This is a genomic window from Catellatospora tritici (assembly GCF_019083965.1).
In the GTDB taxonomy this organism is placed as follows: Bacteria; Actinomycetota; Actinomycetes; order Mycobacteriales; family Micromonosporaceae; genus Catellatospora; species Catellatospora tritici.
The window spans coordinates 53,731-74,481 of sequence record NZ_JAHRCY010000023.1; the positions used below are offsets into that span (position 1 = coordinate 53,731).

At 70.0% G+C, this 20,751-nt stretch carries 19 protein-coding genes; 7 read left to right on the plus strand and 12 right to left on the minus strand.

Annotated features, from left to right (window positions below; genetic code table 11):
* Nucleotides 1-74: 74 nt before the first annotated feature.
* The 8 genes from KUA19_RS34620 to KUA19_RS34655 form a co-directional block, all read right to left on the minus strand.
* The gene (locus KUA19_RS34620) at nucleotides 75-1,007 is read right to left on the minus strand and encodes an NADP-dependent oxidoreductase (RefSeq protein WP_254550578.1); all 933 of its coding nucleotides are present in this window, start codon (nucleotides 1,005-1,007) and stop codon (nucleotides 75-77) included.
* Nucleotides 1,008-1,518: 511 nt separating this feature from the next.
* Nucleotides 1,519-2,433 carry an MBL fold metallo-hydrolase gene (locus KUA19_RS34625; protein ID WP_217403031.1) on the minus strand — a complete coding sequence of 305 codons (915 nt, stop codon included), beginning with the start codon at nucleotides 2,431-2,433 and terminating at the stop codon, nucleotides 1,519-1,521.
* A 52-nt stretch (nucleotides 2,434-2,485) separates the two neighbouring features.
* Entirely contained in the window at nucleotides 2,486-2,899 is a 414-nt protein-coding gene (locus KUA19_RS34630) for a hypothetical protein (protein WP_217403032.1), read from the minus strand.
* A 76-nt stretch (nucleotides 2,900-2,975) separates the two neighbouring features.
* Nucleotides 2,976-3,776, minus strand: a complete 801-nt coding sequence (locus KUA19_RS45105; RefSeq protein ID WP_372451953.1) for a peptidase associated/transthyretin-like domain-containing protein — start codon at nucleotides 3,774-3,776, stop codon at nucleotides 2,976-2,978.
* Nucleotides 3,777-3,930: 154 nt separating this feature from the next.
* Nucleotides 3,931-5,334: a Si-specific NAD(P)(+) transhydrogenase gene (gene sthA / locus KUA19_RS34640; RefSeq protein ID WP_217403033.1), complete on the minus strand. Its 1,404-nt coding sequence runs from the start codon at nucleotides 5,332-5,334 to the stop codon at nucleotides 3,931-3,933.
* A 204-nt stretch (nucleotides 5,335-5,538) separates the two neighbouring features.
* Nucleotides 5,539-6,855: a L,D-transpeptidase gene (locus tag KUA19_RS34645; protein ID WP_217403034.1), complete on the minus strand. Its 1,317-nt coding sequence runs from the start codon at nucleotides 6,853-6,855 to the stop codon at nucleotides 5,539-5,541.
* Between the two features lie 150 nt (nucleotides 6,856-7,005).
* Nucleotides 7,006-8,610 carry a glycosyltransferase 87 family protein gene (locus KUA19_RS34650; protein WP_217403035.1) on the minus strand — a complete coding sequence of 535 codons (1,605 nt, stop codon included), beginning with the start codon at nucleotides 8,608-8,610 and terminating at the stop codon, nucleotides 7,006-7,008.
* Between the two features lie 146 nt (nucleotides 8,611-8,756).
* Nucleotides 8,757-10,043, minus strand: coding sequence for a hemolysin family protein (locus KUA19_RS34655; RefSeq protein ID WP_217403037.1), 1,287 nt, complete (start codon nucleotides 10,041-10,043; stop codon nucleotides 8,757-8,759).
* Nucleotides 10,044-10,170: 127 nt separating this feature from the next.
* On the opposite strand from KUA19_RS34655, the gene KUA19_RS34660 reads away from it, so the two are divergent.
* The 5 genes from KUA19_RS34660 (at nucleotide 10,171) to KUA19_RS34680 (ending at nucleotide 16,283) form a co-directional block, all read left to right on the plus strand.
* Nucleotides 10,171-10,746 (plus strand): class I SAM-dependent methyltransferase, encoded by a 576-nt coding sequence (locus KUA19_RS34660; protein ID WP_217403039.1) that lies wholly within the window; start codon nucleotides 10,171-10,173, stop codon nucleotides 10,744-10,746.
* Nucleotides 10,747-11,182: 436 nt separating this feature from the next.
* A complete protein-coding gene (locus tag KUA19_RS34665; protein ID WP_217403040.1) occupies nucleotides 11,183-11,545 on the plus strand; it encodes a hypothetical protein in 363 nt (120 codons plus the stop codon).
* Complete coding sequence (locus KUA19_RS34670) at nucleotides 11,542-12,774, plus strand: hypothetical protein (protein WP_217403041.1); 1,233 nt, start codon at nucleotides 11,542-11,544, stop codon at nucleotides 12,772-12,774. The genes KUA19_RS34665 and KUA19_RS34670 overlap by 4 nt, the downstream gene beginning before the upstream one ends.
* A 7-nt stretch (nucleotides 12,775-12,781) precedes the next feature.
* On the plus strand, nucleotides 12,782-13,894 hold the full coding sequence (locus tag KUA19_RS34675; protein WP_254550581.1) for a S8 family serine peptidase: 1,113 nt from the start codon (nucleotides 12,782-12,784) through the stop codon (nucleotides 13,892-13,894).
* A 295-nt stretch (nucleotides 13,895-14,189) separates the two neighbouring features.
* On the plus strand, nucleotides 14,190-16,283 hold the full coding sequence (locus KUA19_RS34680; RefSeq protein WP_217403043.1) for a PQQ-dependent sugar dehydrogenase: 2,094 nt from the start codon (nucleotides 14,190-14,192) through the stop codon (nucleotides 16,281-16,283).
* Nucleotides 16,284-16,379: 96 nt separating this feature from the next.
* Here the strand turns inward: KUA19_RS34680 and KUA19_RS34685 are convergent, their stop codons facing one another.
* The 3 genes from KUA19_RS34685 to KUA19_RS34695 all read right to left on the minus strand — a co-directional run bounded on the left by KUA19_RS34685 (nucleotide 16,380) and on the right by KUA19_RS34695 (nucleotide 18,451).
* Nucleotides 16,380-16,649 (minus strand): hypothetical protein, encoded by a 270-nt coding sequence (locus tag KUA19_RS34685; RefSeq protein ID WP_217403044.1) that lies wholly within the window; start codon nucleotides 16,647-16,649, stop codon nucleotides 16,380-16,382.
* 265 nt (nucleotides 16,650-16,914) lie between these two features.
* Nucleotides 16,915-17,820 (minus strand): metallophosphoesterase family protein, encoded by a 906-nt coding sequence (locus tag KUA19_RS34690; protein WP_217403045.1) that lies wholly within the window; start codon nucleotides 17,818-17,820, stop codon nucleotides 16,915-16,917.
* Between the two features lie 208 nt (nucleotides 17,821-18,028).
* Entirely contained in the window at nucleotides 18,029-18,451 is a 423-nt protein-coding gene (locus tag KUA19_RS34695) for a DUF350 domain-containing protein (protein WP_217403046.1), read from the minus strand.
* 58 nt (nucleotides 18,452-18,509) lie between these two features.
* On the opposite strand from KUA19_RS34695, the gene KUA19_RS34700 reads away from it, so the two are divergent.
* Nucleotides 18,510-18,860, plus strand: coding sequence for a hypothetical protein (locus tag KUA19_RS34700; protein ID WP_217403048.1), 351 nt, complete (start codon nucleotides 18,510-18,512; stop codon nucleotides 18,858-18,860).
* Nucleotides 18,860-20,032 carry a glutathionylspermidine synthase family protein gene (locus KUA19_RS34705; protein ID WP_217403049.1) on the plus strand — a complete coding sequence of 391 codons (1,173 nt, stop codon included), beginning with the start codon at nucleotides 18,860-18,862 and terminating at the stop codon, nucleotides 20,030-20,032. Before KUA19_RS34700 ends, KUA19_RS34705 begins: the two co-directional genes overlap by 1 nt.
* On the opposite strand, the gene KUA19_RS34710 is transcribed toward KUA19_RS34705, so the two are convergent.
* Nucleotides 20,029-20,730, minus strand: a complete 702-nt coding sequence (locus tag KUA19_RS34710) for a DJ-1/PfpI family protein (protein ID WP_217403050.1) — start codon at nucleotides 20,728-20,730, stop codon at nucleotides 20,029-20,031. The two genes, KUA19_RS34705 and KUA19_RS34710, sit on opposite strands and share 4 nt — an antisense overlap.
* Nucleotides 20,731-20,751 lie beyond the last annotated feature (21 nt).

Sequence of the window (20,751 nt, forward strand, 5' to 3'; positions counted from 1 at the left end):
TTATCGCTTTCCGAGGTAAAAGGGCCCCTTCCTAACCCAGGGGCCGGGGCACGGGCGAGCTCGGGCGGACGGGATCAGGGGCGGACGGTGATGACCGTCTTGCCGGGGGCGTGCTCGGTCGCGCCGCTCTCGTACGCCGCCCGGCCCTCGGCCAGCGGATACGTCCGTGCCACCACCGGACGCAGACTGCCCTCGTCGACCAGCTCGGCCAGTCGGGTCAGCTCCTCGCGGTCGGGGCTGACCACGAAGAACACGTCCTGCACGCCGTGCTCGGCGGCCGCCTGCGGCGGCGGGGGAGCGGTCAGCGAGACCAGGCGGCCGCCGGGGCGCAGCAGGCCGTAGGACGCCAGTAGCGTCGTGCCGCCGACGGTGTCGACCACCGCGTCGAACCCGGCCTCGGCGACGGCGTCGTCCTCGTCGTACGCGATCACCCGCGCGGCACCCAGTCCGGTCACGAACTCCCGGTCGGCACTTCGCACCGCGGCCGTCACCTCGGCACCCAACGCCGCCCCGAGCTGCACCACGTAGTTGCCGACCCCGCCCGCGCCACCCTGCACCAGCACCCGCTCGCCGGGCAGCACCTTCGCGTGGTCGACCAGCGCCTGCCAGGCCGTCAGCGCCGCCAGCGGCAGCGCCGCCGCCTCGGTGTGGCTCACGCCGCGCGGCCGCATCGCCAGCGCGGCGGCGGGTACGACGGTGAACTCCGCGGCAGCCCCGTCCCGATCGAAGTCGATCAGCCCGTACACCTCGTCCCCGACCGCGAGGTCGTCGTCGAGCCCCGGTCCGAGCCCCGCCACGACGCCGGACACCTCGTGCGCCGGTATCACCGGTGTCCGGTCCCGCCCGTCCGCCGTCTGCCAGGACAGATCCCACCCCAGCTCGGCGAACGTGATCCCGGCGGCGTGTACCTCCACCAGCACCTCACCGCGGTGCGGCACCGGCGTGGCCACCTCCTCGTACACCAGCCGCTCCGCCCCACCCCGCACGTGCCCCCGCACCGCCCGCATCCCGCTCACCCCTCCACCACCGACCGCCCCGCCGCCCACCGCCCGGCCCCCACCACCACGTTGATCATGAACTTATGGGCGTGTTCGACGGTGTGTCTCCACCCCAGCACCGTGATCACCTTCGAGCGTGCGCCGGCCCGGCGGCGCGTGGGGCGGGAACCGTCACGTAGGGCCGCCTCGACGGTGCAGTTTCGGGGAAAGTGCGGTAATCCGATGCGTCTTAGGGGCAGTTTCCCCGAAACTGCGGGCTCGATCCGGTGCGGGTCGCGCGCGGGTTGCGCGCGAGGTGCACCCCAGGCGCGCGAAATGCACCCCCCGGATGCGCGAGATGCACTCCCAAGCGCGCCGGGTGCGCCCGAGGCGCGTGAGACGCACCCCCAGGCGCGCGTGAGATGCACTCCCAGGCGTGCGAGATGCACTCCCAGGCGTGCGAGATGCACTCCCAGGCGTGCGGGTGTATCCGAGGTGAGGGGTGTGTCGGAGGTGCGCGGGTGCGTGCCGGGGCGGTGGGTCAGGCGAGGCAGGTGGGGACGCGGCCGCCGTTGAAGGCGACCATGTCGCCCAGCACGGGCAGCACGGCCAGTTCCGCGGCCTCGGGCTGACCGTCCAGCTCCGCGTACGCCCGGTGCAGGTTCGCCACCAGGCGTTCGGAGTCGAGCAGGCTCTTGAACTGCCCCAGGTCCGTCGCATGCGCCACCTCCAGCGGCGGACGTCCGGCGGCGTGCCCCTCGGCGGCCAGCTCCTGCACCCACCGCAGGTACGCCTCGTTTGCGTCGAACACCTCCGGCCCGGTCACCGGCCCGTGCCCGCTCACCACGATCTCCGGCTCCAGCGCCCGCAGCTGGTCCAGCGCCCGCAGCGAGCCGCTCAGCGAACCCATCAGGTACAGCGGGGTCACCCCGGCGAATGTGATGTCACCGGTGAACATGATCCGGTGCTCGGGCAGCCACACCACCGCGTCCCCGGCGGTGTGCGCCGGACCGGGGTGGATCAGTTCGACCCGCAGGTCGTCGACCCACAGCGTGAGCCGGTCGGCGAAGGTGACCGACGGCGGCCGCAGCGCCACGTCGCCCCAGGTCACATCGGGCCAGATCCCGGGCAGGTTGAGCCCGTCGGCCAGCAGCAGTTCACGGGTGCGCTCGTGGGCGACGACGGTGGCGTCCGGGGCGACCGCGCAGGCGCCGTAGTGGTGGTCGCCGTGCCGGTGGGTGACGATCAGGGTCCGGACCGGCGCTGGGGTGACCGACTCGATGTGCTCGCGCAGGTGCAGTGCGCGCGGCACGGTCGCGGTGGCGTCCACCAGGGCCACGTTGTCGCGGCCGACGAGCACGCCCGCGTTGCTGACACACCAGCCGCCGTCGGGCTGGACGTACGCGAAGACGCCGGGCGCGAGCGGGGTCAGCGTGGGCGGCGGGGTGATCGGCATCGGCTCTCCTGGCTGGTCGTACGACGTGACCGCCAGTCTTTCACGCTCGCCGTCACCGACCGTGGAGGACGTAGCCGAAGGGCAGCAGTAGCAGTCCGAACACGATCGCCGCCGCCGTGAAGCCGCGACGTTGGCGCGCCAGGTGCAACTGGACCAGCGTCACGGTGCTGAGCAGCAGGGCGGTCAGGAACGCCAGAAAGGCGAGGATGGCGCTGAAAGAGGCGGTCATGCCCTCCGGGCTGTCGTCCCGGGCGGCCGCCACCGCGACGATGAGCAGGGCGTAGGTCGCCAGCCAGACGACACCCGCCGCCCAGAACCGCTCCCGGCCGACCGGTTCCCGTGCGGGCCGGACCGGCGCGGGCCGCTCCGGCGCGGCGGGTGGCGGCGCGGGCGGCGTTGGCGGCGCGGAGCCCCCGGCCGCGGTGTATCCGGCTGGGCGTACGCGCGGGTCGGCTGGCTCGAACATGCGCGGCATCGTAGCCGCAGCCTGCGCGTCTGCCACCAGCCGCGGTGCCCCGACGGGGACACCGCGGCCCGGTCCGTCAGGCCCGTACGGTGATGGTGAGGTTCGCGGTGTACCCGCTGGTGACACTGCCGGTGACGGTGGCCATCTCGCGAGCGGCGAGGTCGTCGCGGAAGACGTTGTCGGTGGCCAGGCTGATCCGGCTGAGGTTGGTGACGCTCTGGCTGTAGCCGGTGGTGGCGTAGACCGCCTGCGAGACCTCCTTGGGCAGGGCGATCTGCGACGTCTTCACGATCGGGCCGTTGCTGGTGGTGGCGTTGGCCAGCGAGGAGAAGACCTCGAAGTGGATGTGCGGCCACCGACCCGCGTAGCAGCCGGGTAGACGCTGGTGAACGTGACGGTGCCGGACGCGTTGGTGACCTGGATGCCGCGCAGGTAGTTCTGGTTGGTGACGCCGCTGGAGTAGAGCGAGTAGCGGCCCTCGCGATCGCAGTGCCAGGCATACACGGCCGCGCCGACCAGCGGGACGCAAGCTGAGGTTGAGCACGGTCAGCGAGAACGTGAGCGGGATGCCCGCGGCGGTGCCGGAGGCGGTGCCGAACGACGACCGGATGTCGCCGCGGACCACACCGGAGGTGGTGCGCACGTTCGGGCCGTTGCTGCCGTCGGCCGGGTACGGTCCGGCGGTCTCCGACTCGACCTCGGCGGCACAGGCCGCCGTGGCGGCGGACTCGCCGAGGGTGAGCGCACCGCCGACGGCCGCGGCCAGTCCGGCCCCGCCGATGGCGGCGAGCATCCGGCGCCGCGACATGGTCTGCGGGTCGAACAGCAGACCCTTGTCGTGTACGGCGCGCACGTACGCGTCGTTGTCCTCGTGCATGAGGATCCCCTTCCATGGGAGCGGTTGTGCCGGTCTGGGCGACCGGCACCCATGAGCAGGAGAGCAATGCACCTGAAGCTCGAAATTCCATCGATACATCGTTGAAAATCGATGTAAGTGGACTGGTCGGCCGTAAAGCCGAGCGGACGGCGGATCAGTCGCGCAGGTTGGCGATGTGGCGCATCTTGTTGGTGGCGTCCAGCGCCGCGACCTTGTACGACTCCGCCAGCGTCGGGTAGTTGAACACCGCGTCGACCAGGTAGTCGACGGTGCCGCCGCAGCCCATCACCGACTGCCCGATGTGCAGCAGCTCGGTGGCGCCGGTGCCGAACACATGCACGCCCAGCAGCTTGCGGTCCTCCGGTGACACGAGGATCTTCAGCATGCCGTGCGAGTCGCCGATGATCTGTCCTCGGGCCAGCTCGCGGTAGCGGGAGACGCCGACCTCGAACGGGATCCGGTTGTCGGTCAGCTCGTCCTCGGTGCGTCCCACGTAGCTGATCTCCGGGATGGAGTAGATCCCGATGGGCTGCAGCGCGGCGATCGGCCCGACCGGCTCGCCGCACGCGTGGTGCGCGGCCAGGCGGCCCTGCTCCATCGAGGTCGCGGCCAGCGCCGGGAAGCCGATGATGTCGCCGACGGCGTAGATGTGCGCGACGGCGGTGCGGAAGTTCTCGTCGACCTTGATGCGGCCGCGCTCGTCGGCCGACAGCCCGGCGGCCTCCAGGTTCAGCGTGTCGCCCATACCCTGGCGGCCCGCCGAGTACATCACCGTGTCGGCGGCGATGGTCTTGCCGCTCTCCAGCACCGCGATCGCGCCCCGCGCGTGCCGTTCCACCGCCGCGACCGCCTCGCTGAACCGGAACGTCACGGCCAGGTCCCGCAGGTGGTACTTGAGCGCCTCCACGACCTCCAGGTCGCAGAACTCCAGCATCCGGGCGCGTTTCTCGACGACGGTCACCTTGGTGCCCAGCGCGGCGAACATCGAGGCGTACTCGATGCCGATGACGCCCGCGCCGACCACGACCATCGAGCGCGGCACCCGGTCGAGTTTCAGGATGCCGTCGGAGTCGATGACGGTCAGGTCGTCGAACTCGACGGTGGCGGGCCGGGCCGGGCGGCTGCCCGCGGCGATGACGATGTGCTCGGCGGAGATGCTGTAGTCGCGGTTGCGCTCCCCGGCCACCCGCACCGTGTGCGGGTCGGCGAACGTCGCCTTGCCCGCGTGCAGCCGGATGCCGTTGCGGGCGAGCTGGCTGCGCACCACGTCGACCTCGCGGCTGATCACGTGCTGGGTGCGGGCGGTGAGGTCGGCGACGGTGATGTCGTCCTTGAGGCGGTAGCTCTGGCCGTACAGCTCGCGCTGGCTCAGGCCGGTGAGGTACACGACGGCCTCACGCAGCGTCTTCGACGGGATGGTGCCGGTGTTGACGCTGACCCCGCCGACCATGTCGCCACGCTCCACGACCGCCACCCTGCGGCCGAGCTTGGCGGCGGCGACGGCGGCCTTCTGCCCGCCGGGGCCGGATCCGATCACGAGCATGTCGACGTCGCGCATGGGCGAAACTGTGGCACGCCAACGTTAACGCCAGGCACCTCCGCGGCGGTGGGATCGCTCGGCGATGGGTTGAGCCGCCCACCGCGCCGTTGCGGCGAGCGGTTCGAGACCCAGTCTGCCCGCCGCCGGGCCGTTTGAAACCCGGCACGAGTCAGGGGGTACGACCCGACGAAAGTCAGGCCGCACCCCCTGCGTGGAATCGGGTTACGCCGTGGGTGAGGCGGCCGGGGCCGGGCTGGCCGACGGCTCGGGCGACGGGCTCGCGCCACCGCCCGCCGTGGCGACGTCGGCGGGCACCGGTAGCGCGCTGCCCTTGACGTACTCGTCCCAGGTCAGGTCCCAGGCGGTGAAGCCGTTGCCCGACTTCAGCTGCCGCTCGGTGCCCTTGACGGTCACCGGGTCGCCGATGTGGGTCAGGTTGAACAGGTACTTGGCGTTGGCCATGGACACGTTCACGCAGCCGTGCGACACGTTGCGCTTGCCCTGGTTGGCCACCGACCACGGCGCGGCGTGGATGTACTCGCCGTTCCAGGTCAGGCGCTGGGCGTATTCGATGTCGACCCGGTAGTGGTCGACGCCGGGCTGGCCGGTGGTGTCGAACACCGTCTTGACCAGCTTGTCCATGATGACCATCGTGCCGGACGAGGACGGTGTGCTCGGCTTGCCCAGGCTCACCGGCAGCGTCTTGAGCAGGGTGCCGTTCTTCATCACCCGCATCTGCTTGTTGGCGTTGTCGACGAACAGCTCGACCTTGTCCTTGCTGATGTTGCCCTCGCCGAAGCGGTCCTGGTCGCCGTAGCGGCCGCCGCCCAGCGGCACGCCCTCGAACGCCACCCGCACCTTGATCTTCGTGCCGGGCTGCCAGTACTCCGGGGCGCGGTACATGACCTGCTGCGGGCCGGTCCAGTGCCAGACGCCGGGCTGCGGCGGGTCGGTGGTGACGAACAGCCGCTTCTCCACCGCCGCGCGCGCCGAGTCGGCGATCGGCTTGGTGAACTCGACCACCACCGGCATGGCCACGCCGTACTCGCGGTCGGCGAACAGGTACAGGCCGCTGCCGCCCCGCTTGCCGGGCTTGCCCATGGTGGTGAACGACGTCTGCTGGGTCACCGTCTGGCCGTCGGGCGCGGCGGCGACCACGGTCGCGGCGTACTTCTTGCCGTACTTGAGCGGCTTGTCCGGCACCCACGAGCTGCCGTCTGCGCGCATCTTCCCGGCGACCTTCGCGCCGCCGGACTCGGTCAGCGTCACCGACTGCACCTGACCACCGGTCAGCTTGGTGCCGATCTCGGTGCTCGCGGGCTGGTTCTTCGCGTCGACCGCCGGGCTCAACGCCAGCGACAGCGGCACCGGCGCGACCGACGGACTGGCCGAAGGCGCCGTCTGCACGAACGTCGGCGGTTTCTCGTCCTCCGCGCTGCAACCGGTCAGCAGCAGCGGCGCCGTCACCAGCAGCGCCAGGGCCGCCACCGCCCGGTGCGCCCACGGCCGGCGAGCCCGCCGTTTGAAACCACCCGTCATCACGTCAACCCCGTAACGCTCGTACCCCCACGACACAACCGCACATGGTGCCGTACGTGAGAGGCTCTCGGGAGGGCTGTTCGGGTCGTCTGCGCTGGCGGGCCGGTCGCCGCACCGTCGCCAGTGGAACTCCCGGCGTGTCGGCGCAGCTCACGGGGTCAGCTCGGCCGAGTAGGCGGCCAGGACGGTGCCGTCGACGGCGTACGCGGTGAGCTCGCCCGCGGCCAGGTTGGCGCTGCGGAACGAGAAGCCACGCTCGCCGAACATGTCCACGATCGGGATCGGGCGCGGGGCGCCGCCGGGAGCCGACCGGTACTCCAGCCGCGCCACGGACCCGTCGACCACCCCGTTGACCCGCACCTTCGTCTTCTCCCGGACGATGCCGAACCGCACCACCGCCCCGGTCGCCGCCGCCGTCTGGGCCGCGTCGGCGCAGGCCGCCTCGGTGCGGCAGAAGTAGAAGTAGCGCGGGTTGGCGGTGTCGCCCTGCGCGTACGCCTTGAAGGTCGGGTCGGCGCCCGCGGGCAGCGGCAGCACCGCGAAGCAGGCCAGCGCCGCCGCCGTCGCCGTCACCGCGCGCAGCCAAACCCGCCCGTGCCGCCGCGCGGTGCTCACCGCCAGCGCCGCCGCGCCGCCCAGCCCGGCCAGGCACGTCACCACCACGCCGAGCGTGCGGGCGTTCTCCAGCAGGAACTGCACCCCCGGGTACGTCGACACCTCACCCAACAGCACCCCCAGCGACAGCGTCATCACCACCGCCAACGCCACCCCGGCCGCCTTGCGCAGCGCGCCCTCGGCCGCCACCAGCAGCATCGCCGCCAGCACCGTCCACAGCTGGTGGTGCGTCCACGAGACCGGCGAGGCGGCCACCGTGGCGCAGCCGACCAGCACCGTCGCCCGCACCGGCTCGCCGTCGAGCTGCAACCGCCGCGCCCGCAGCAGCGCCGTGCCGCACACCAGCGTCACCAGGCCCGCCCACACCAGTGGCAACGTCTGCGGCGCCACCCCGATCCGCAGCAGCATCCCGTGCACCGACTGGTTGCCCAGCGACGCCAGATCCCCGATCCGCGACGTCTGCACCACCGTGCCCGACCAGTACGTCCAGCTGTCACCGGGCAGCAGCACCGCCGCGACCAGCGCACACGCCGCGAACGCCGCCCCGGCCCGCGCCGCGTCCCGCCACCGTCGGGCGAGCAGGAAGAACACCACGAACAGCAGCGGCGTCAGCTTGATCGCGGCGGCCACACCCACCAGCACGCCCCGCCACCGGGCCGGGGTGAGTCCGGCCGCGTCGACCAGCGCCAGCAGCACGATGAACACGCTGACCTGTCCGAAACGCAGATTGCTCTGCGCCGGGGCCGACAGCAGCACCGCGCAGGCCACCGCCGCCACGGCCAGGGCGCGCCGGTGCGCGGGCACCTGCAGCGCCCGACCCACCGACAGCGCCAGCGCGGCGACGGCGGCGCAGGTCAGCGCCAGCCACAGCAGTTGAAGGGCGGTCTCGGACAGGCCGGTCATCGGCCACATCGCCAGGGCGGCGAACGGCGGGTAGGTGAAGGGGCCGCCGTTCTCGGCGACGTAGGCGTACAGCGGGGCGCCGGACTGGGCGGACTTCACGGCGCCGTAGTAGATGTGCAGGTCGGACAGGCGGTCGGGGCGCAGCAGCACCAGGGCACAGGAGATTGCCGCGATCAGCCCGTACAGCACCCACGCCGCCCGCGCGGGCGTCCACCGGTCCGCCACCCACCGCTCCATGGCGCCAGGGTAGGGGACACCACGACCGCAGTCATTCCGTATGCGCCTACCTGGAGGATCGCATCGAGAACTGACGTGGATCCGCCGCCTACGGCCATACCCCGTGAGTTGGCACGGAAGCCTGGGCCGTAGGCGGCGGTCTTCGGTCAGGCGGCTTCGTGGCGGTCGCGGTCCACGGCGCGCAGGCGTATCCGCGTGATGGTGCGGCCCTCGACCTCGACGACCTCGGCGGTCAGGCCGGGCGCCTTGATGGTCTCGCCGGGGCCGGTCGGGATGTGGCCCAGCTTGTCCAGCACCAGCCCGGCGATGGTGGTGTAGTCGACCTCGCCGAGGCGTTCGTCGTCGATGCCGAGATCGGGCAGGTCGTGCAGCGGGAAGGAACCCGGCAGCAGGAACACCCCGTCGCCCTCGCGTACGACAGCCTCGACATCGCGGTCGGTCTCGTCGTAGATCTCGCCCACGACCTCCTCGACCAGGTCCTCCATCGTGATCATGCCGTCGATGGAGCCGTGCTCGTCCACCACCAGGGCGAACTGCTCGCGCTGGTGGCGCAGCTTGCGCATGGCGTCCGACACCGACTGGGTCTCGGGCAGGAACAGCGCCGGGCGGGCGGCCTCGGCGGCGGTGCCCTCGGCGTTGAGCAGGTCGCGCAGGTGCACCACGCCGACGATCGAGTCGAGACCGCCCTCGCCGACCACCGGTGCCCGGGTGTGGCCGGACTCGGCCAGCAGCCGCAGTGCCTCCTGCGTGCTGACGCGGCCCGGCAGGGTGAACACGTCCCGGCGCGGCACCATGATCTCGCGTACGTCCCGCTCGGTGATCTCGAACGCGCCGGAGATGATCTCGCGCTGCTGCGCGGTGAACCCGCGCTGCGCCACCACCAGGTCGCGGATCTCCTCGGCGGAGATCTCCTCTCGGCCCGCCTTGGGGTCACCGCCCGCGATCCGCACGATCAGGTCCGTCGACTTGCCCAGCAGCCACACGAACGGTCGGGACGCGGTCGCCATCCAGTCCAGCGGCCGGGCCGCCATCAGCGCCCAGCCCTCGGCCCGCTGCATGGCGATGCGCTTGGGCGCCAGCTCGCCGATGACCAGCGTAAGGAACGTCAGGATCAGCGTGACCACGATGATCGCGACCGGCTCGGCCGCCTCGCCGAGGAACGCCAACGGCTCGACCAGCGGCTTGGCCAGCGAGGTCGCCGCGAACGCCGAGGCGAGGAACCCCGCCAGGGTGATGCCGATCTGGATCGTCGCCAGGAACCGGTTCGGGTCCCGGGACAGGCGCGCCAGCACCCGACCGCCGCCGGAACTGCGCTCCAGGCGCTGGATCTGCGACTCGCGCAGCGAGATCAGCGCCATCTCGCTGCCCGACAACGCGCCGTTGATCAACATCAGGACAAGCACCAGCAGAATCTGGGTGCTGTAGCCGCCCACAGGCGTTCACTCCTCGGAACGTGAGTACGAAGCCTCAACCGTAGTCGGACCGCGCCACCAGGCCGCGTCGTGGGGTCACCAGGCGCACAGCCCGGCATTCATTGCCGCGACTATCTACCCTGCCGACATGTCCGCGGCAGGAAGTAGGGCCGAGTTCGCCGAGCTGCAGGAGCGGCTGCTGGGCGAACTCACCGGCACGGTGCTGGAGATCGGGGCGGGCCGGGGACGCAGCCTTCCGCTGTACCCGCGCGAAGTCCGCTGGCTCGGCCTGGAGCCGGACCCGCAACGGCGCGCACAGCTCACCCGGATCGCCGCCCGGCACGGGCGGCACGAGCCGGTGCTGGCCGGAGTCGCCGAGCGCATCCCGCTGCCCGATGCGAGCGTGGACGCCGTGGTCGGCCGGACCGTCCTGTGCTCGGTGGCCGACCAGGCGGCGGTGCTGGCCGAGGTGCGCCGGGTGCTGCGGCCCGGCGGCGTCTACGTCTTCTTCGAGCACGTCGCCGCCCCGCCCGGCAGTTGGCTACGCCGGTTACAGCAGCTGTTCGCGCCGCTGAGCCGACGGCTCTACCACGGCTGCGACCCCACCCGCGAGACCTGGCGCAGCCTGGAGACCGCCGACTTCAGCCACCTCGACCTGCGCTGGTACGCCGCCGTGCGCTGGGACCTCGACGCCCGCTACATCGGCGGCACCGCCCACCGCTGACCGGCAGCCCGAACCCGGCACCCCGTCATCTCAAAACAGGCGCTGCTCTGGCTGAGGATCCCGTGGAGTTGTAAGGCATCGATGGGGCCAGCCATGCGGACTCTACGGCCAGGGGGAGTGCGTCACTCCTGCGATGGAACGTTGGCAGCCTTCTACGCGAAGTACCTGCTGCCTGAGGGCTGCTGATCCCAGCGACCGCAAAAAGGGTGGACAGGACGCGAAACTAGGAGTGAGCTGAAGGTCCGGGCAGGACGGTTGAGCCGCCGTCCTGCCCTACTCGTGTCCGGTTCTGCCGGTGGACCGGATTCCTGCCTGTGGACAACATCGACGCTGCCGTCTGAGTTCGATACGCTCCGTGCTGATCCATGGAGGCGGGGAGGGTTTCATGGGCAGCGGGGGTAGTCCCAGGGTGTCCGTAGACCTCGGCGAACTACGGATGTTCGCCGAGTTGCTGAAGTCGGACGTCGAGCACGGGCTGCGGCCCGGAGTGGCGAAAGCCGAGAACGAAGTACACAACGGACTGCGGTTCGGTGCACATACGGTCGGCGGCGAGGTCGTGGCGAGCCGCCAGCAGATGGCGATGGCACTTGAACGTGCGAGAGTCAACAGCGCTCGCCAGGTCGAAGCGGCGCAGGTGTTGGCAGAGGCGATGCAGCAGGTGCTGCAGAACTACTCGACTGCCGACCTGCGCACTGCGGAGCAGATCGAGGCGATCGAGAAAACCCTGCTGGATGCGATCGTCACGGCGAAGCTGATCTTGCCCGCCGCCACGGAACCGCACCGGGGCGAATTCGCATGAGCGAGAAGAAACGACCAGTGATGGCACCGCTGAACCCCGCGGTGGTCAACGGTGAGTTCGTCGCTCCCGTGCGGACCGTCTTCACGACGCAGCCGGAGATCCAGGCAGTGTGCACATTCTGGGGTGCCTTCGATGTTCCGCGAATGTGGGATTCCGTGCGAACCGAGGACGATCCGCTCGCTTGGAAGCAAGCACAGGGCTGGGAGAGCCTCGGACAACTGCTCGCGGAGCATCACGATCGATTGGTGAGGATGCGCAACAGCCTCATCGACGTCTGGGATCCGGAACGTTCTCCAGCGGCAGACGAGTTCTTCAGTTTTCTGGATCGTCTGATTCTCGCGATGCGCGAGAACGCCTATGCCGCTGTGGGTACAGCGCGTGGTCTCGACGGGGTGCTTTCGGCGCTCAAGACGGCCAAGGAACAAGTCGCACCGCTCAAAGAACAATGGGACAGCGTAACGTCCGACTGGCTGCCGGAATGGTGGGATCACGCGGCGGAGAAACTGAATGACCAAGCCCGCCAGGCGATGACCGACGCCGAGGTCGCGGTCGCCGACCACCGCCGTCGGATCATCGTTCCCCAGATCTACGACTACCACGAAGCTCAGTCGGGACCCGAGAAAGAGGTCGACGAGGGCGACGGCGGTGACAAAGGACAGCGGACTGGCGGCCCAACACCGGTCCGGGTCAGCCGACCCAGCGGCCCGCCGCCGGTCCCTGGTTACGACCCCGTGACGCCTGGCGGTCCCGATCTGGAAGCACTTCCTCCACCTGTACCGGCAGTTCCGGGCTCACCGGTGTCGGTCCTCCCCGTTCCGCCTGGCAATCCGTACGCGCCGGGCGGCGGCGCCTATGTGCTGCCGGGGCCGGGAGTGGGCCAAGGGGGATGGATCGCCCCGATGCCGGTGCCCGGGGCAACGGGATTTGCCCAGTCCGCAGGCGGGTCGGGTAGGGGTGCCGCGAGTGCTGGAATGATGCCGTTCGCCAGTCCGGTTGGCGGCCCGAGCCCACAGGGCGGACGTGGTAGTGGCCGCGCTGGACGTCGGGACATGCTTTGGCACGTTGAGCAGGGAGTTCCTGCTGTCATCGAGGGCCTTCCGCCTGCCTCTGTTCCAGCGACTCGGGACGAGGTGGCTGCCCAGGACGAGGCATTTGTCGACTGGTTCGCCGACGTTGCGACACCCTGGAGCCAGGATCTCAAAGTAAAGATCACGAGAAGGACGGACTGAGATCGTGATGACACCGTTCCGTCGCCGGATGTGGGCAATGGCGACGACCTCGTTGATCGTGTGGGGATTCTCGACGATCACAGCGCCAGTGCAAGCGGCCGACGGTATCTCGGATGGCCAGTGGTACCTCAAGTATCTCAACATCGCCGCGGCGCAGAAGATCAGCCAGGGCGAAGGCGTCCGCGTTGCGCTCATCGATACTGGAGTGGACCCGAATCACCCGGACATCAAGGGCTCCGTGGAGCCCGGCATCGACGTGAGCTTTCTGCCGCTGTCTGATGATGGTCTGGTGGACGAGGACGGGCACGGAACCTCCATGGCCAGCCTGATCATCGGGCACGGTCGGATCCAGGGCATCGCCCCGAAGGCCAAGATCGTTTCACTGCGGTATGCGGATTCCGCATCGAGTTCGCCCACCGCCATGGGAACCGCCATCAAGTGGGCGATCGACCACGACATCAAGGTCATTTCTATTTCGGCGGCACACCAGGACCGTGACCTGGTTCTGGAGCAGGCGGTGGAGAAGGCGATTCTCCATGACATCGTCATCGTCGCGGCTGTGGGGAACAAGCCGAGGAAGTCCACGGTGGAGTATCCGGCAGCCTTCCCGGGCGTGGTCGCTGTGTCCGGGATCGGCGTGGACGGCAAGCTTTGGGCGGACTCGGTGACGGGTCCAGAGGTGCTCCTGTCGGCTCCGGCGGAGGCGATCAGCACCGCCTCCAGGAACAACAGGAGAGTCGTCACCGACGGCACGTCGAACTCGACAGCGATCGTCGCCGGGATGGTGGCACTGGTTCGGGCGAAGTACCCGACGATGCCTGCGGCGGAGGTTGTTCGGCGGCTGACCGGCACCGCGACCGACAAGGGCCCGGCCGGCCGCGATTCGATGTATGGATTCGGAGTGCCGAACCTGGTCGCCGCGCTCAGCGAGCCGTACGTCAACTCGCCGGGCACCACCAAGGCGGCCGCAACGCCGAGTGCGGCTGTGCCGACGTGGATCGCGGCGCCGGGTGCAGACTTCCCGGTGCGGACGGTGCTGATCGGCGGGGCGGGGTGCCTGGTGGTCATTCTGGCGGTCGGTCTCGCGATCATGGTGGTCCGGAGACGCAGGTTGGGCTGAACCCGCTGGCCTGAGCACTGACGAGCTCAGCATGACCCAATACCCGCCCCCTACCGCCCTGCGGGCGGCGCGGATGCGACTGGATCTCGCAGTTTCGGGGAAAGTGCACGAAAGAGGGCTTGGATTCGTGCACTTTCCCCGAAACTGCGGCTAGCGGGGCCGGGGTGGATCACGAGGCGGTCGGGGAACGGGGCGGCACGGGCCTTGCGGGCGTGTTATTCGGACAAGTCCGAATTGTGGCGTGTAGCCTGGCGCGGTTATCAGCACCCCCGCGCTGATGGAGATCACGCCGAACATGAATGCTCGAAAGGTCGCCCTCACTGGTGAGGGGGCCCTCCTCGCCCTGGTCATGGCTGTCACCGGGGTCGTGGCGCTGGTGCGCCCGGCCGCCCCGGCCGGGCCGGTGGATCTGTCGCCGCTCGCGCCGACCATCAGCGAGCCCAGCACCGACGGCCAGTTGGTCAGCGGCGCTGACCTGCACATGGAGGCGCAGCCGTTCGCCGATCCGGACGTACGTGACGAGCACCGGTGCACCGACTGGGAGGTGTGGACGGTGCCCCCGGCCCAGGTCGAGCGGGTCTGGGCGGCCGAGTGCATCACCGGCGCCCAGCGCCTGCACGCGCACCTGGGCGACGGCGTGTTCCAGGGCGCGCTGGCCGGGGCGGCGGAGCTGCCGCCGGAGACGGCGTTGCAGGTGCGCAGTCGGCACCGGGACAGCAGCGGTGACCCGCGCGCCGAGTGGGGCCCATGGTCGGTGCGTACGTTCCGCACGGACGCGCAGCTCAAGCCGCTGCCGGGGGCGCCGATCTGGCGTACGTTCCAGGACGGGTACGTGGTGGAGGAGGTGGCGTCGGGGTTCTCGCTGCCGGTGAACATCGCGATGGTGTCGGCGCACGCGAGCGCCCCGAGCAAACCGATGTTCTACGTGACCGAGCTGTACGGCCAGATCAAGGTGGTGCGCGGGGACTTCACCGTCGGGACGTACGCGAAGGATCTGTTGAACTTCGATCCGCGCGGCCGCAAGGTGCCCGGCGACGGCGAGATCGGCCTGACCGGCATCGTGGTGGAGCCGACCAGCGGTGACGTGTTCGCCTCGATGCTGTACCGGTCGGGTTCGGGCGCGCACTTCTACCCGAAGGTGGTGCGGTTCCACAGCGACGACGGCGGCTTCACGGCGGCGAAGGCGACGACGGTGCTCGACATGAAGGACGAGGCGCAGGAGGCCTCGCACCAGGTGTCGAACCTGACCATCGGCCCGGACGGCAAGCTGTACGTGCACATGGCCGACGGGTTCGAGCCGAAGACCGCGCGCAAGCTGGACTCGTTCCGGGGCAAGGTGCTGCGGTTGAACCTGGACGGCAGCGCCCCGGAGGACAACCCGTTCTACGACGCCAAGGACGGGATCAAGGCCAAGGACTACGTGTACGCGTCGGGCTTCCGCAACCCGTTCGGGGGCGCCTGGCGGGCCGCCGATGGGCAGCACTACTCGGTGGAGAACGGGCCGTCGGTGGACCGGTTCGCCCGGGTGACCCGGGGCGCGGACTACGGCTGGTATGCCGGTGACAGTGCGATGCGCAAGAAGGCGCTCTACAACTGGGGTGTCGCGCATGGGCCGGTGAACATCACGTTCGTACAGCAGGACGGTAACCAGACGGCCGGGTTCCCGAAGGACAAGTTCGACCACGCCTTCGTCTCCGAGAGCGGCCCGACGTACGCGACGGGGCCGCAGGTGCGCGGCAAGCGGATCGTCGAGTTCAGCTTCGACGCCGACGGCAAGGTGGGCGAGCCGAAGACGCTGGTGGAGTACAACGGCAACGGTAAGTCCAGTGTGGCGGGGTTGGCGGCGGGGGTGGACGGGCTGTACTTCACCGCGCTGTACCCCGACGACGCGGCCGCGGGGCCGTACGCGGCGAAGGCGAAGATCTACCGGGTGCGCTATGCCAGCGAGGCGGGGGCGGCGCCCAAGCCGGTCAAGCTCGACCCGAAGTTGTGCACCGACGGCGAGCTGACGGTGACCGCGGTGCCGGCACGGACCCGTCTCGATGCCGGGGCGCCGCTGACGATCGCGCTGAAGGTGAAGAACTCCTCGAAGCGGACCTGTTCGCGTGACGTGGGCGCGGATCTGCAGGAGCTGCGGCTGCTCCAGGATGAGCGCGGGGTCTGGTCCTCCGACGACTGCGGTGCGCTGCACGGCAGTCTGCTGGCCAAGTTCCCGCCCGGTTACGAGCGAGTCTTCCAGACGGTGTGGAACGGGAAGTCGAGCACCGATTGCGTGCGCAAAAACCACCACCGGATTCCCGATGGGCCGGTGCCCGACGAGGGGGATTACCAGCTCATCGGCCGGGTCGGCTCGGACCGTAGTAGGCCGGTGACCATCACCCTGAAGTAGTCGTCGCTATTGAAAAGGTGAGTGCTCAACTACATTGGAACGGTGCGGCCCTCGGACCCAGGATGTTCGAGGGCCGCACGCTTACTCACGGTCCGATCAGGCGGCGGCCAGTCGGCACGCGAGGTCGGCCGTCAGTGGGGGCACACCCAGCACGCCGAGGGGCGTGGCGCAGAGGGTGTACGAGATGTCGCCCAGGGTGCAGGCGAGCCCGTACTCGACGCCGCCGTAGCCCTGCGCGGCGAGGAGCGAGGTGCAGTCGGCCGGAGTGGCCTGGGCCGGGCTGGCGACGGCCAGCGAGGCTCCGGCCAGGGCCAGAGTGGCAGCGCCCGCGATTGCGAGACGACGTACGATGCTCTTACGACGCATCGTGACACCTCCATCACTAGTTGTAGCGGATGGATTGAATCTATCGACTGTTACCGAATTCGAACAAGAAGGTTGCGCGCTCGGCCGGGAGAATGAAACAGCGGTCCATTGTGGACCGAGACTGTCGCGTCGGATTCACCCCCGGTGGATTACCTGGTCATGGCAGGTGGCGGCCGAGGGCGGTGAATGGATAGCGCGAATCCGAGGAGGAACCCGGGTCACGGCCGGGCTACCTCGAACGGGGGACGCCGCAGGTGGTGGCCGGTCAGTGACAGCGGCCCGCGCCGGTGTCGGTGAAAGCCGCGCCGGGTTGGGCGACGAACTCCCAGTCGTACCCGTCCGGGTGCAGGGTCAGCTTCAGTACGCCGAACGTGCGGTCGTCGCGGACCTCGGAATTGGCGGCGGCGCGGTCGGGGAACCGGTACAGCGAGGCGCCGCCGGTGCCGACGACGAACTCGCGCACCCCGCCCGCGTCGTCGCGTACGCCGTCGGGGTTCTGCGGGGCAAACCGCTCGTAGTTGTGGTTGTGTGCGGTGAGCAGCAGGTCGACGCCGTGGTCGTACAGCTCGCGGAAGATCGGCAGCAGGCGCTGCTCCGGCTGGTGCATCCCGCCGGAGGTGAACACGGGGTGGTGCCACATCGCGACCGCGCAGCGCGCCTGCTCCCGCCGCAGGACCCGGTGCAGCCAGTGTGCCTGCGGCCCGTCGGCCGAGCAGTCGACGACGTCGCAACTGGAGTTGAGCACCAGCACCAGCCAGTCGGCGACCCGGTAGGAGTACCAGCCCTGACCGGCCGCCCCGGCCGCGGCGCCGAAGTAGTCGTAGTACGGCGCGCCCTGGTCGGTGAGCAGGTCGTGGTTGCCGACGGCGGGCCGGGTGCGATCGCGGTGGCGGCCCCAGTAGGGCGCGTAGCACTGCCGGAACTGACTGCGCGAGCCCGACATGTACGCGTTGTCGCCCAGGGTGAACACCGTGCCGGGGATGTCGTCCAGCAGCTTTGCGGTGATCTTGTCGCCTTCGCTGGTGCAACTGCCGATATCGCCCGCCCCGACCAGCATCGGCGGCTGCGGACCCCGGTCTGCTCCGGTCGTCACGACGAAGACCCCGGCGGCGAGCACGGCACACACGATCGGGGCGAGCCGCGCGACGAGCCGCGCATTCCAGGGCACCACCGCCCGATTATCCCGAAATGTCGGGCCGCACTTGTCGGACGACGCCCGATGGTGCGTGCAGTTTCGGGGAAACTGCACGAATCATGGCCGCCATTCGAGCACTTTCCCCGAAACTGCACGCAACCCGTGCGTCTCGCGCCCCGCCCCCCGTGCGTCCCGCGCTCCGCGCCCCGCGCGGGGGCGGGCCCGGGGCGCCGGGTGGCGGGGGTCAGGAGATCGATGCGCAGACGATCGCGGCTACCGCGACGTTCGTGGCGGCGCTGATCCACACCGCCGGGTGCGGTATGGCGTCGACCAGAATCTCGCCCAGCCTGCCGGGTGTGACGAGATCCACGATCAGGAACGCCACCGCCATCAGTACGAGCCCGAGCACGCCGAAGACGGCGGTCGAGAACAGGCCGACCATCAGGTCGTCGTACGTGGTGATGATCGAGGTGAAGCAGATCGCGCCGATGCCCAGCAGTGCGGAGCTCAGGAAGACCGCGGCGTTGGCGTTGCGCTCGGCCCAGATCTGGTGCCGTAGTCGACCCGGGGTCAGTAGATCGACCAGCAGGAATCCACCCAGCAGAAGCAGCACGCCCACGGCGGCGAAGGCGGTCGCGGCGACCAGTCCGTGCAGTACGTTCGTCACGGCCGCAGACCGTACATGATTACCGCCAGGTTGCGTCTACCTTGTAGCCTGCCCGCTCATGACATCGGGGAAGAAGAAGCGCAGGTCGAGGGCGGTGCGCCAGCGTCGCCAGATCGCGCTGCGCTCGACGTCCGCGTCGAGGCCGAAGCCGGGTCTCAAGCGTTCGCAGTACGTGGCGTTCGGGGTGGTCGGGGCGCTGGCGCTGGCCTGCTGCGGATTCGGGGCGTTCGGCCAGAACCGCCAGTGCGTGGACGCGACCAGGACGGTCGTGGACAACAGCCGGTGCGAGCGCGGGGGAACCGGCGCGCGCTGGTACTACGGCGGCTCCAGCAGTGGTAAGGGTACGAAGGCGACCGGCGGCTCGTACACGCGCGGCGGTTTCGGTGGTCGATTCTTCGGCGGCGGCTGATGCGTCGCGTCACCTGCGCGCCCCGCGAGGGCTGGCGCGAGATCGTCGAGTCGCAGGGGCTCGTTTACGCGATCCCGCGCGGACAGGACGACCTCTACTGGGATGAATCCGCCTATTACGAGTTCGGGCTCGCCGAGGTGGAGGCGCTGGAGGAGGCCGTCGCCGAGCTGCACGAGATGTGTGTCGAGGCGGCCGGGCACGTGGTCGAGTCCGGCCGGTACGCCGACCTCGGCATCACCGACCGGCGGGTGATCGAGCTGATCGAGCGGTCCTGGGCTCGGCGCGATACCGAGATCAGCCTCTACGGCCGGTTCGACCTGCGCTACGACGGCTCGGGTCCGGCGAAGATGCTGGAGTACAACGCCGACACCCCGACCTCGCTGCTGGAGGCGGCCGGGCCGCAGTGGTTCTGGCTGGAGCAGTTGCACCCAGGCTGCGACCAGTGGAACTCGCTGCACGAGCGGCTGGTCGAGGTGTGGCGGCGGCACGCGGGGTCGCTGCCGCGCGGGCCGGTGCATTTCGCGTACACGCTGGCCGACGAGATCGGCGAGGACCTGATGACCGCGGCGTACCTGCAGGAGTGCGCCGAGCAGGCGGGGCTGCACGGCACGCTGCTGCCGGTGGAGGAGATCGGCTGGGATCCGGTGCTGCGGCGCTTCGTCGACGAGCAGGACCGGACCATCAACACGATCTTCAAGCTGTACCCGTGGGAGTGGCTGGTCACCGACGACTTCGGCGGGCACGTGCTGGACCTGGCGCTGGCCGGGCAGGGGCCGAGATGGATCGAGCCCGCCTGGAAGCTGCTGCTGACCAACAAGGCGCTGCTGGCGATCCTGTGGGAGCGGCACCCGGGGCACCCGAACCTGCTCCCGGCGTACCTGGACGGGCCGCGGGAACTGGCGGTGTTCGGCTACGTGGAGAAGCCGCTGCTGGGGCGCGAGGGTGCGGGCGTGCGCATCGTGACCCCGGGCCACACGGTCGGCACGGCGGCGCAGCCGGGTGAGCGCCTGTGCTACCAGGCGTTCCACGCGCTGCCGGAGTTCGGCGGCAACCGTACGGTGCTCGGCGCGTGGGTCGTCGACGGCGAACCAGCCGGCCTCGGCATCCGCGAAACCGCGGGCCTGATCACCGACACCACCGCCCGCTTCCTGCCCCACCTGATCCGAGGTTAAGAAGGGGCCCTTTTACTACGGAAAGCGATAAGAAGGGGCCCTTCCTTGCGCCGGTCAGGGGAGGGTTTCGCTGCGGAGGAGGGTGGTGGCGTGGGCCATCGCCTCGGGTGAGGCGGTGGCGGGGGAGCCCGCCGGGAACGGCGGCTGGGGTCGTACTCGAGGGCGAGTTGGATGCTCTCGGCGACCTCCCGCCCGGCGACGAGGATGGCCAGTTCGAGGGCCATGTCGATGCCCGCGGAGACCCCGGCGGCGGTGATGATGCGCCCGGAGCGCACCACCCGGCGCGGCACGTAGGCGGCGCCGTAGACGGCCAGGGCGTCGTGGGCGGCCCAGTGGGTGGTGGCCTGCCTGCCGTCGAGCAGTCCGGCGGCCCCGAGCAGCAGCGCGCCGGTGCTTACCGAGGCGGTCCAGGTGCTGGTGGCGTGGGCGGTGCGCAGCCAGTCGAGCAGGACCGGGTCGTGGGCGGCGGGGAAGGTGCCGTGCAGGCCGCCGGGGACCACGACGATGTCGGGTTCGGGCAGGTCGGCCAGGGCGAGGTCGGCGGTCATCGTCAGCGAGCCGGTGTCGGCGACGACCGGCCCGGCCTGGTGGGCGAGGAAGACGACCCGGGAGTCGGGCAGGCGCGACAGCACCTCGTACGGACCGACCGCATCGAGGGCGGTGAATCCCGGGTAGAGCAGCACCCCGATCTTCGTCATGGCTCAACTATGGCCCCGTCT

What these genes read in the sequence shown, in the direction of transcription:
- KUA19_RS34705 (WP_217403049.1), top strand. Translation starts at nt 18,860, where the DNA reads ATGCGTCGCGTCACCTGCGCGCCCCGCGAGGGCTGGCGCGAGATCGTC.
- KUA19_RS34680 (WP_217403043.1), top strand. Translation starts at nt 14,190, where the DNA reads ATGAATGCTCGAAAGGTCGCCCTCACTGGTGAGGGGGCCCTCCTCGCC.
- KUA19_RS34710 (WP_217403050.1), bottom strand. Translation starts at nt 20,730, where the DNA reads ATGACGAAGATCGGGGTGCTGCTCTACCCGGGATTCACCGCCCTCGAT.
- KUA19_RS34670 (WP_217403041.1), top strand. Translation starts at nt 11,542, where the DNA reads ATGAGCGAGAAGAAACGACCAGTGATGGCACCGCTGAACCCCGCGGTG.
- KUA19_RS34665 (WP_217403040.1), top strand. Translation starts at nt 11,183, where the DNA reads ATGTTCGCCGAGTTGCTGAAGTCGGACGTCGAGCACGGGCTGCGGCCC.
- KUA19_RS34645 (WP_217403034.1), bottom strand. Translation starts at nt 6,855, where the DNA reads ATGACGGGTGGTTTCAAACGGCGGGCTCGCCGGCCGTGGGCGCACCGG.
- KUA19_RS34685 (WP_217403044.1), bottom strand. Translation starts at nt 16,649, where the DNA reads ATGCGTCGTAAGAGCATCGTACGTCGTCTCGCAATCGCGGGCGCTGCC.
- sthA (WP_217403033.1), bottom strand. Translation starts at nt 5,334, where the DNA reads ATGCGCGACGTCGACATGCTCGTGATCGGATCCGGCCCCGGCGGGCAG.
- KUA19_RS34675 (WP_254550581.1), top strand. Translation starts at nt 12,782, where the DNA reads ATGACACCGTTCCGTCGCCGGATGTGGGCAATGGCGACGACCTCGTTG.
- KUA19_RS34700 (WP_217403048.1), top strand. Translation starts at nt 18,510, where the DNA reads ATGACATCGGGGAAGAAGAAGCGCAGGTCGAGGGCGGTGCGCCAGCGT.
- KUA19_RS34625 (WP_217403031.1), bottom strand. Translation starts at nt 2,433, where the DNA reads ATGCCGATCACCCCGCCGCCCACGCTGACCCCGCTCGCGCCCGGCGTC.
- KUA19_RS34660 (WP_217403039.1), top strand. Translation starts at nt 10,171, where the DNA reads ATGTCCGCGGCAGGAAGTAGGGCCGAGTTCGCCGAGCTGCAGGAGCGG.
- KUA19_RS34620 (WP_254550578.1), bottom strand. Translation starts at nt 1,007, where the DNA reads ATGCGGGCGGTGCGGGGGCACGTGCGGGGTGGGGCGGAGCGGCTGGTG.
- KUA19_RS34650 (WP_217403035.1), bottom strand. Translation starts at nt 8,610, where the DNA reads ATGGAGCGGTGGGTGGCGGACCGGTGGACGCCCGCGCGGGCGGCGTGG.
- KUA19_RS34630 (WP_217403032.1), bottom strand. Translation starts at nt 2,899, where the DNA reads ATGTTCGAGCCAGCCGACCCGCGCGTACGCCCAGCCGGATACACCGCG.
- KUA19_RS45105 (WP_372451953.1), bottom strand. Translation starts at nt 3,776, where the DNA reads ATGCACGAGGACAACGACGCGTACGTGCGCGCCGTACACGACAAGGGT.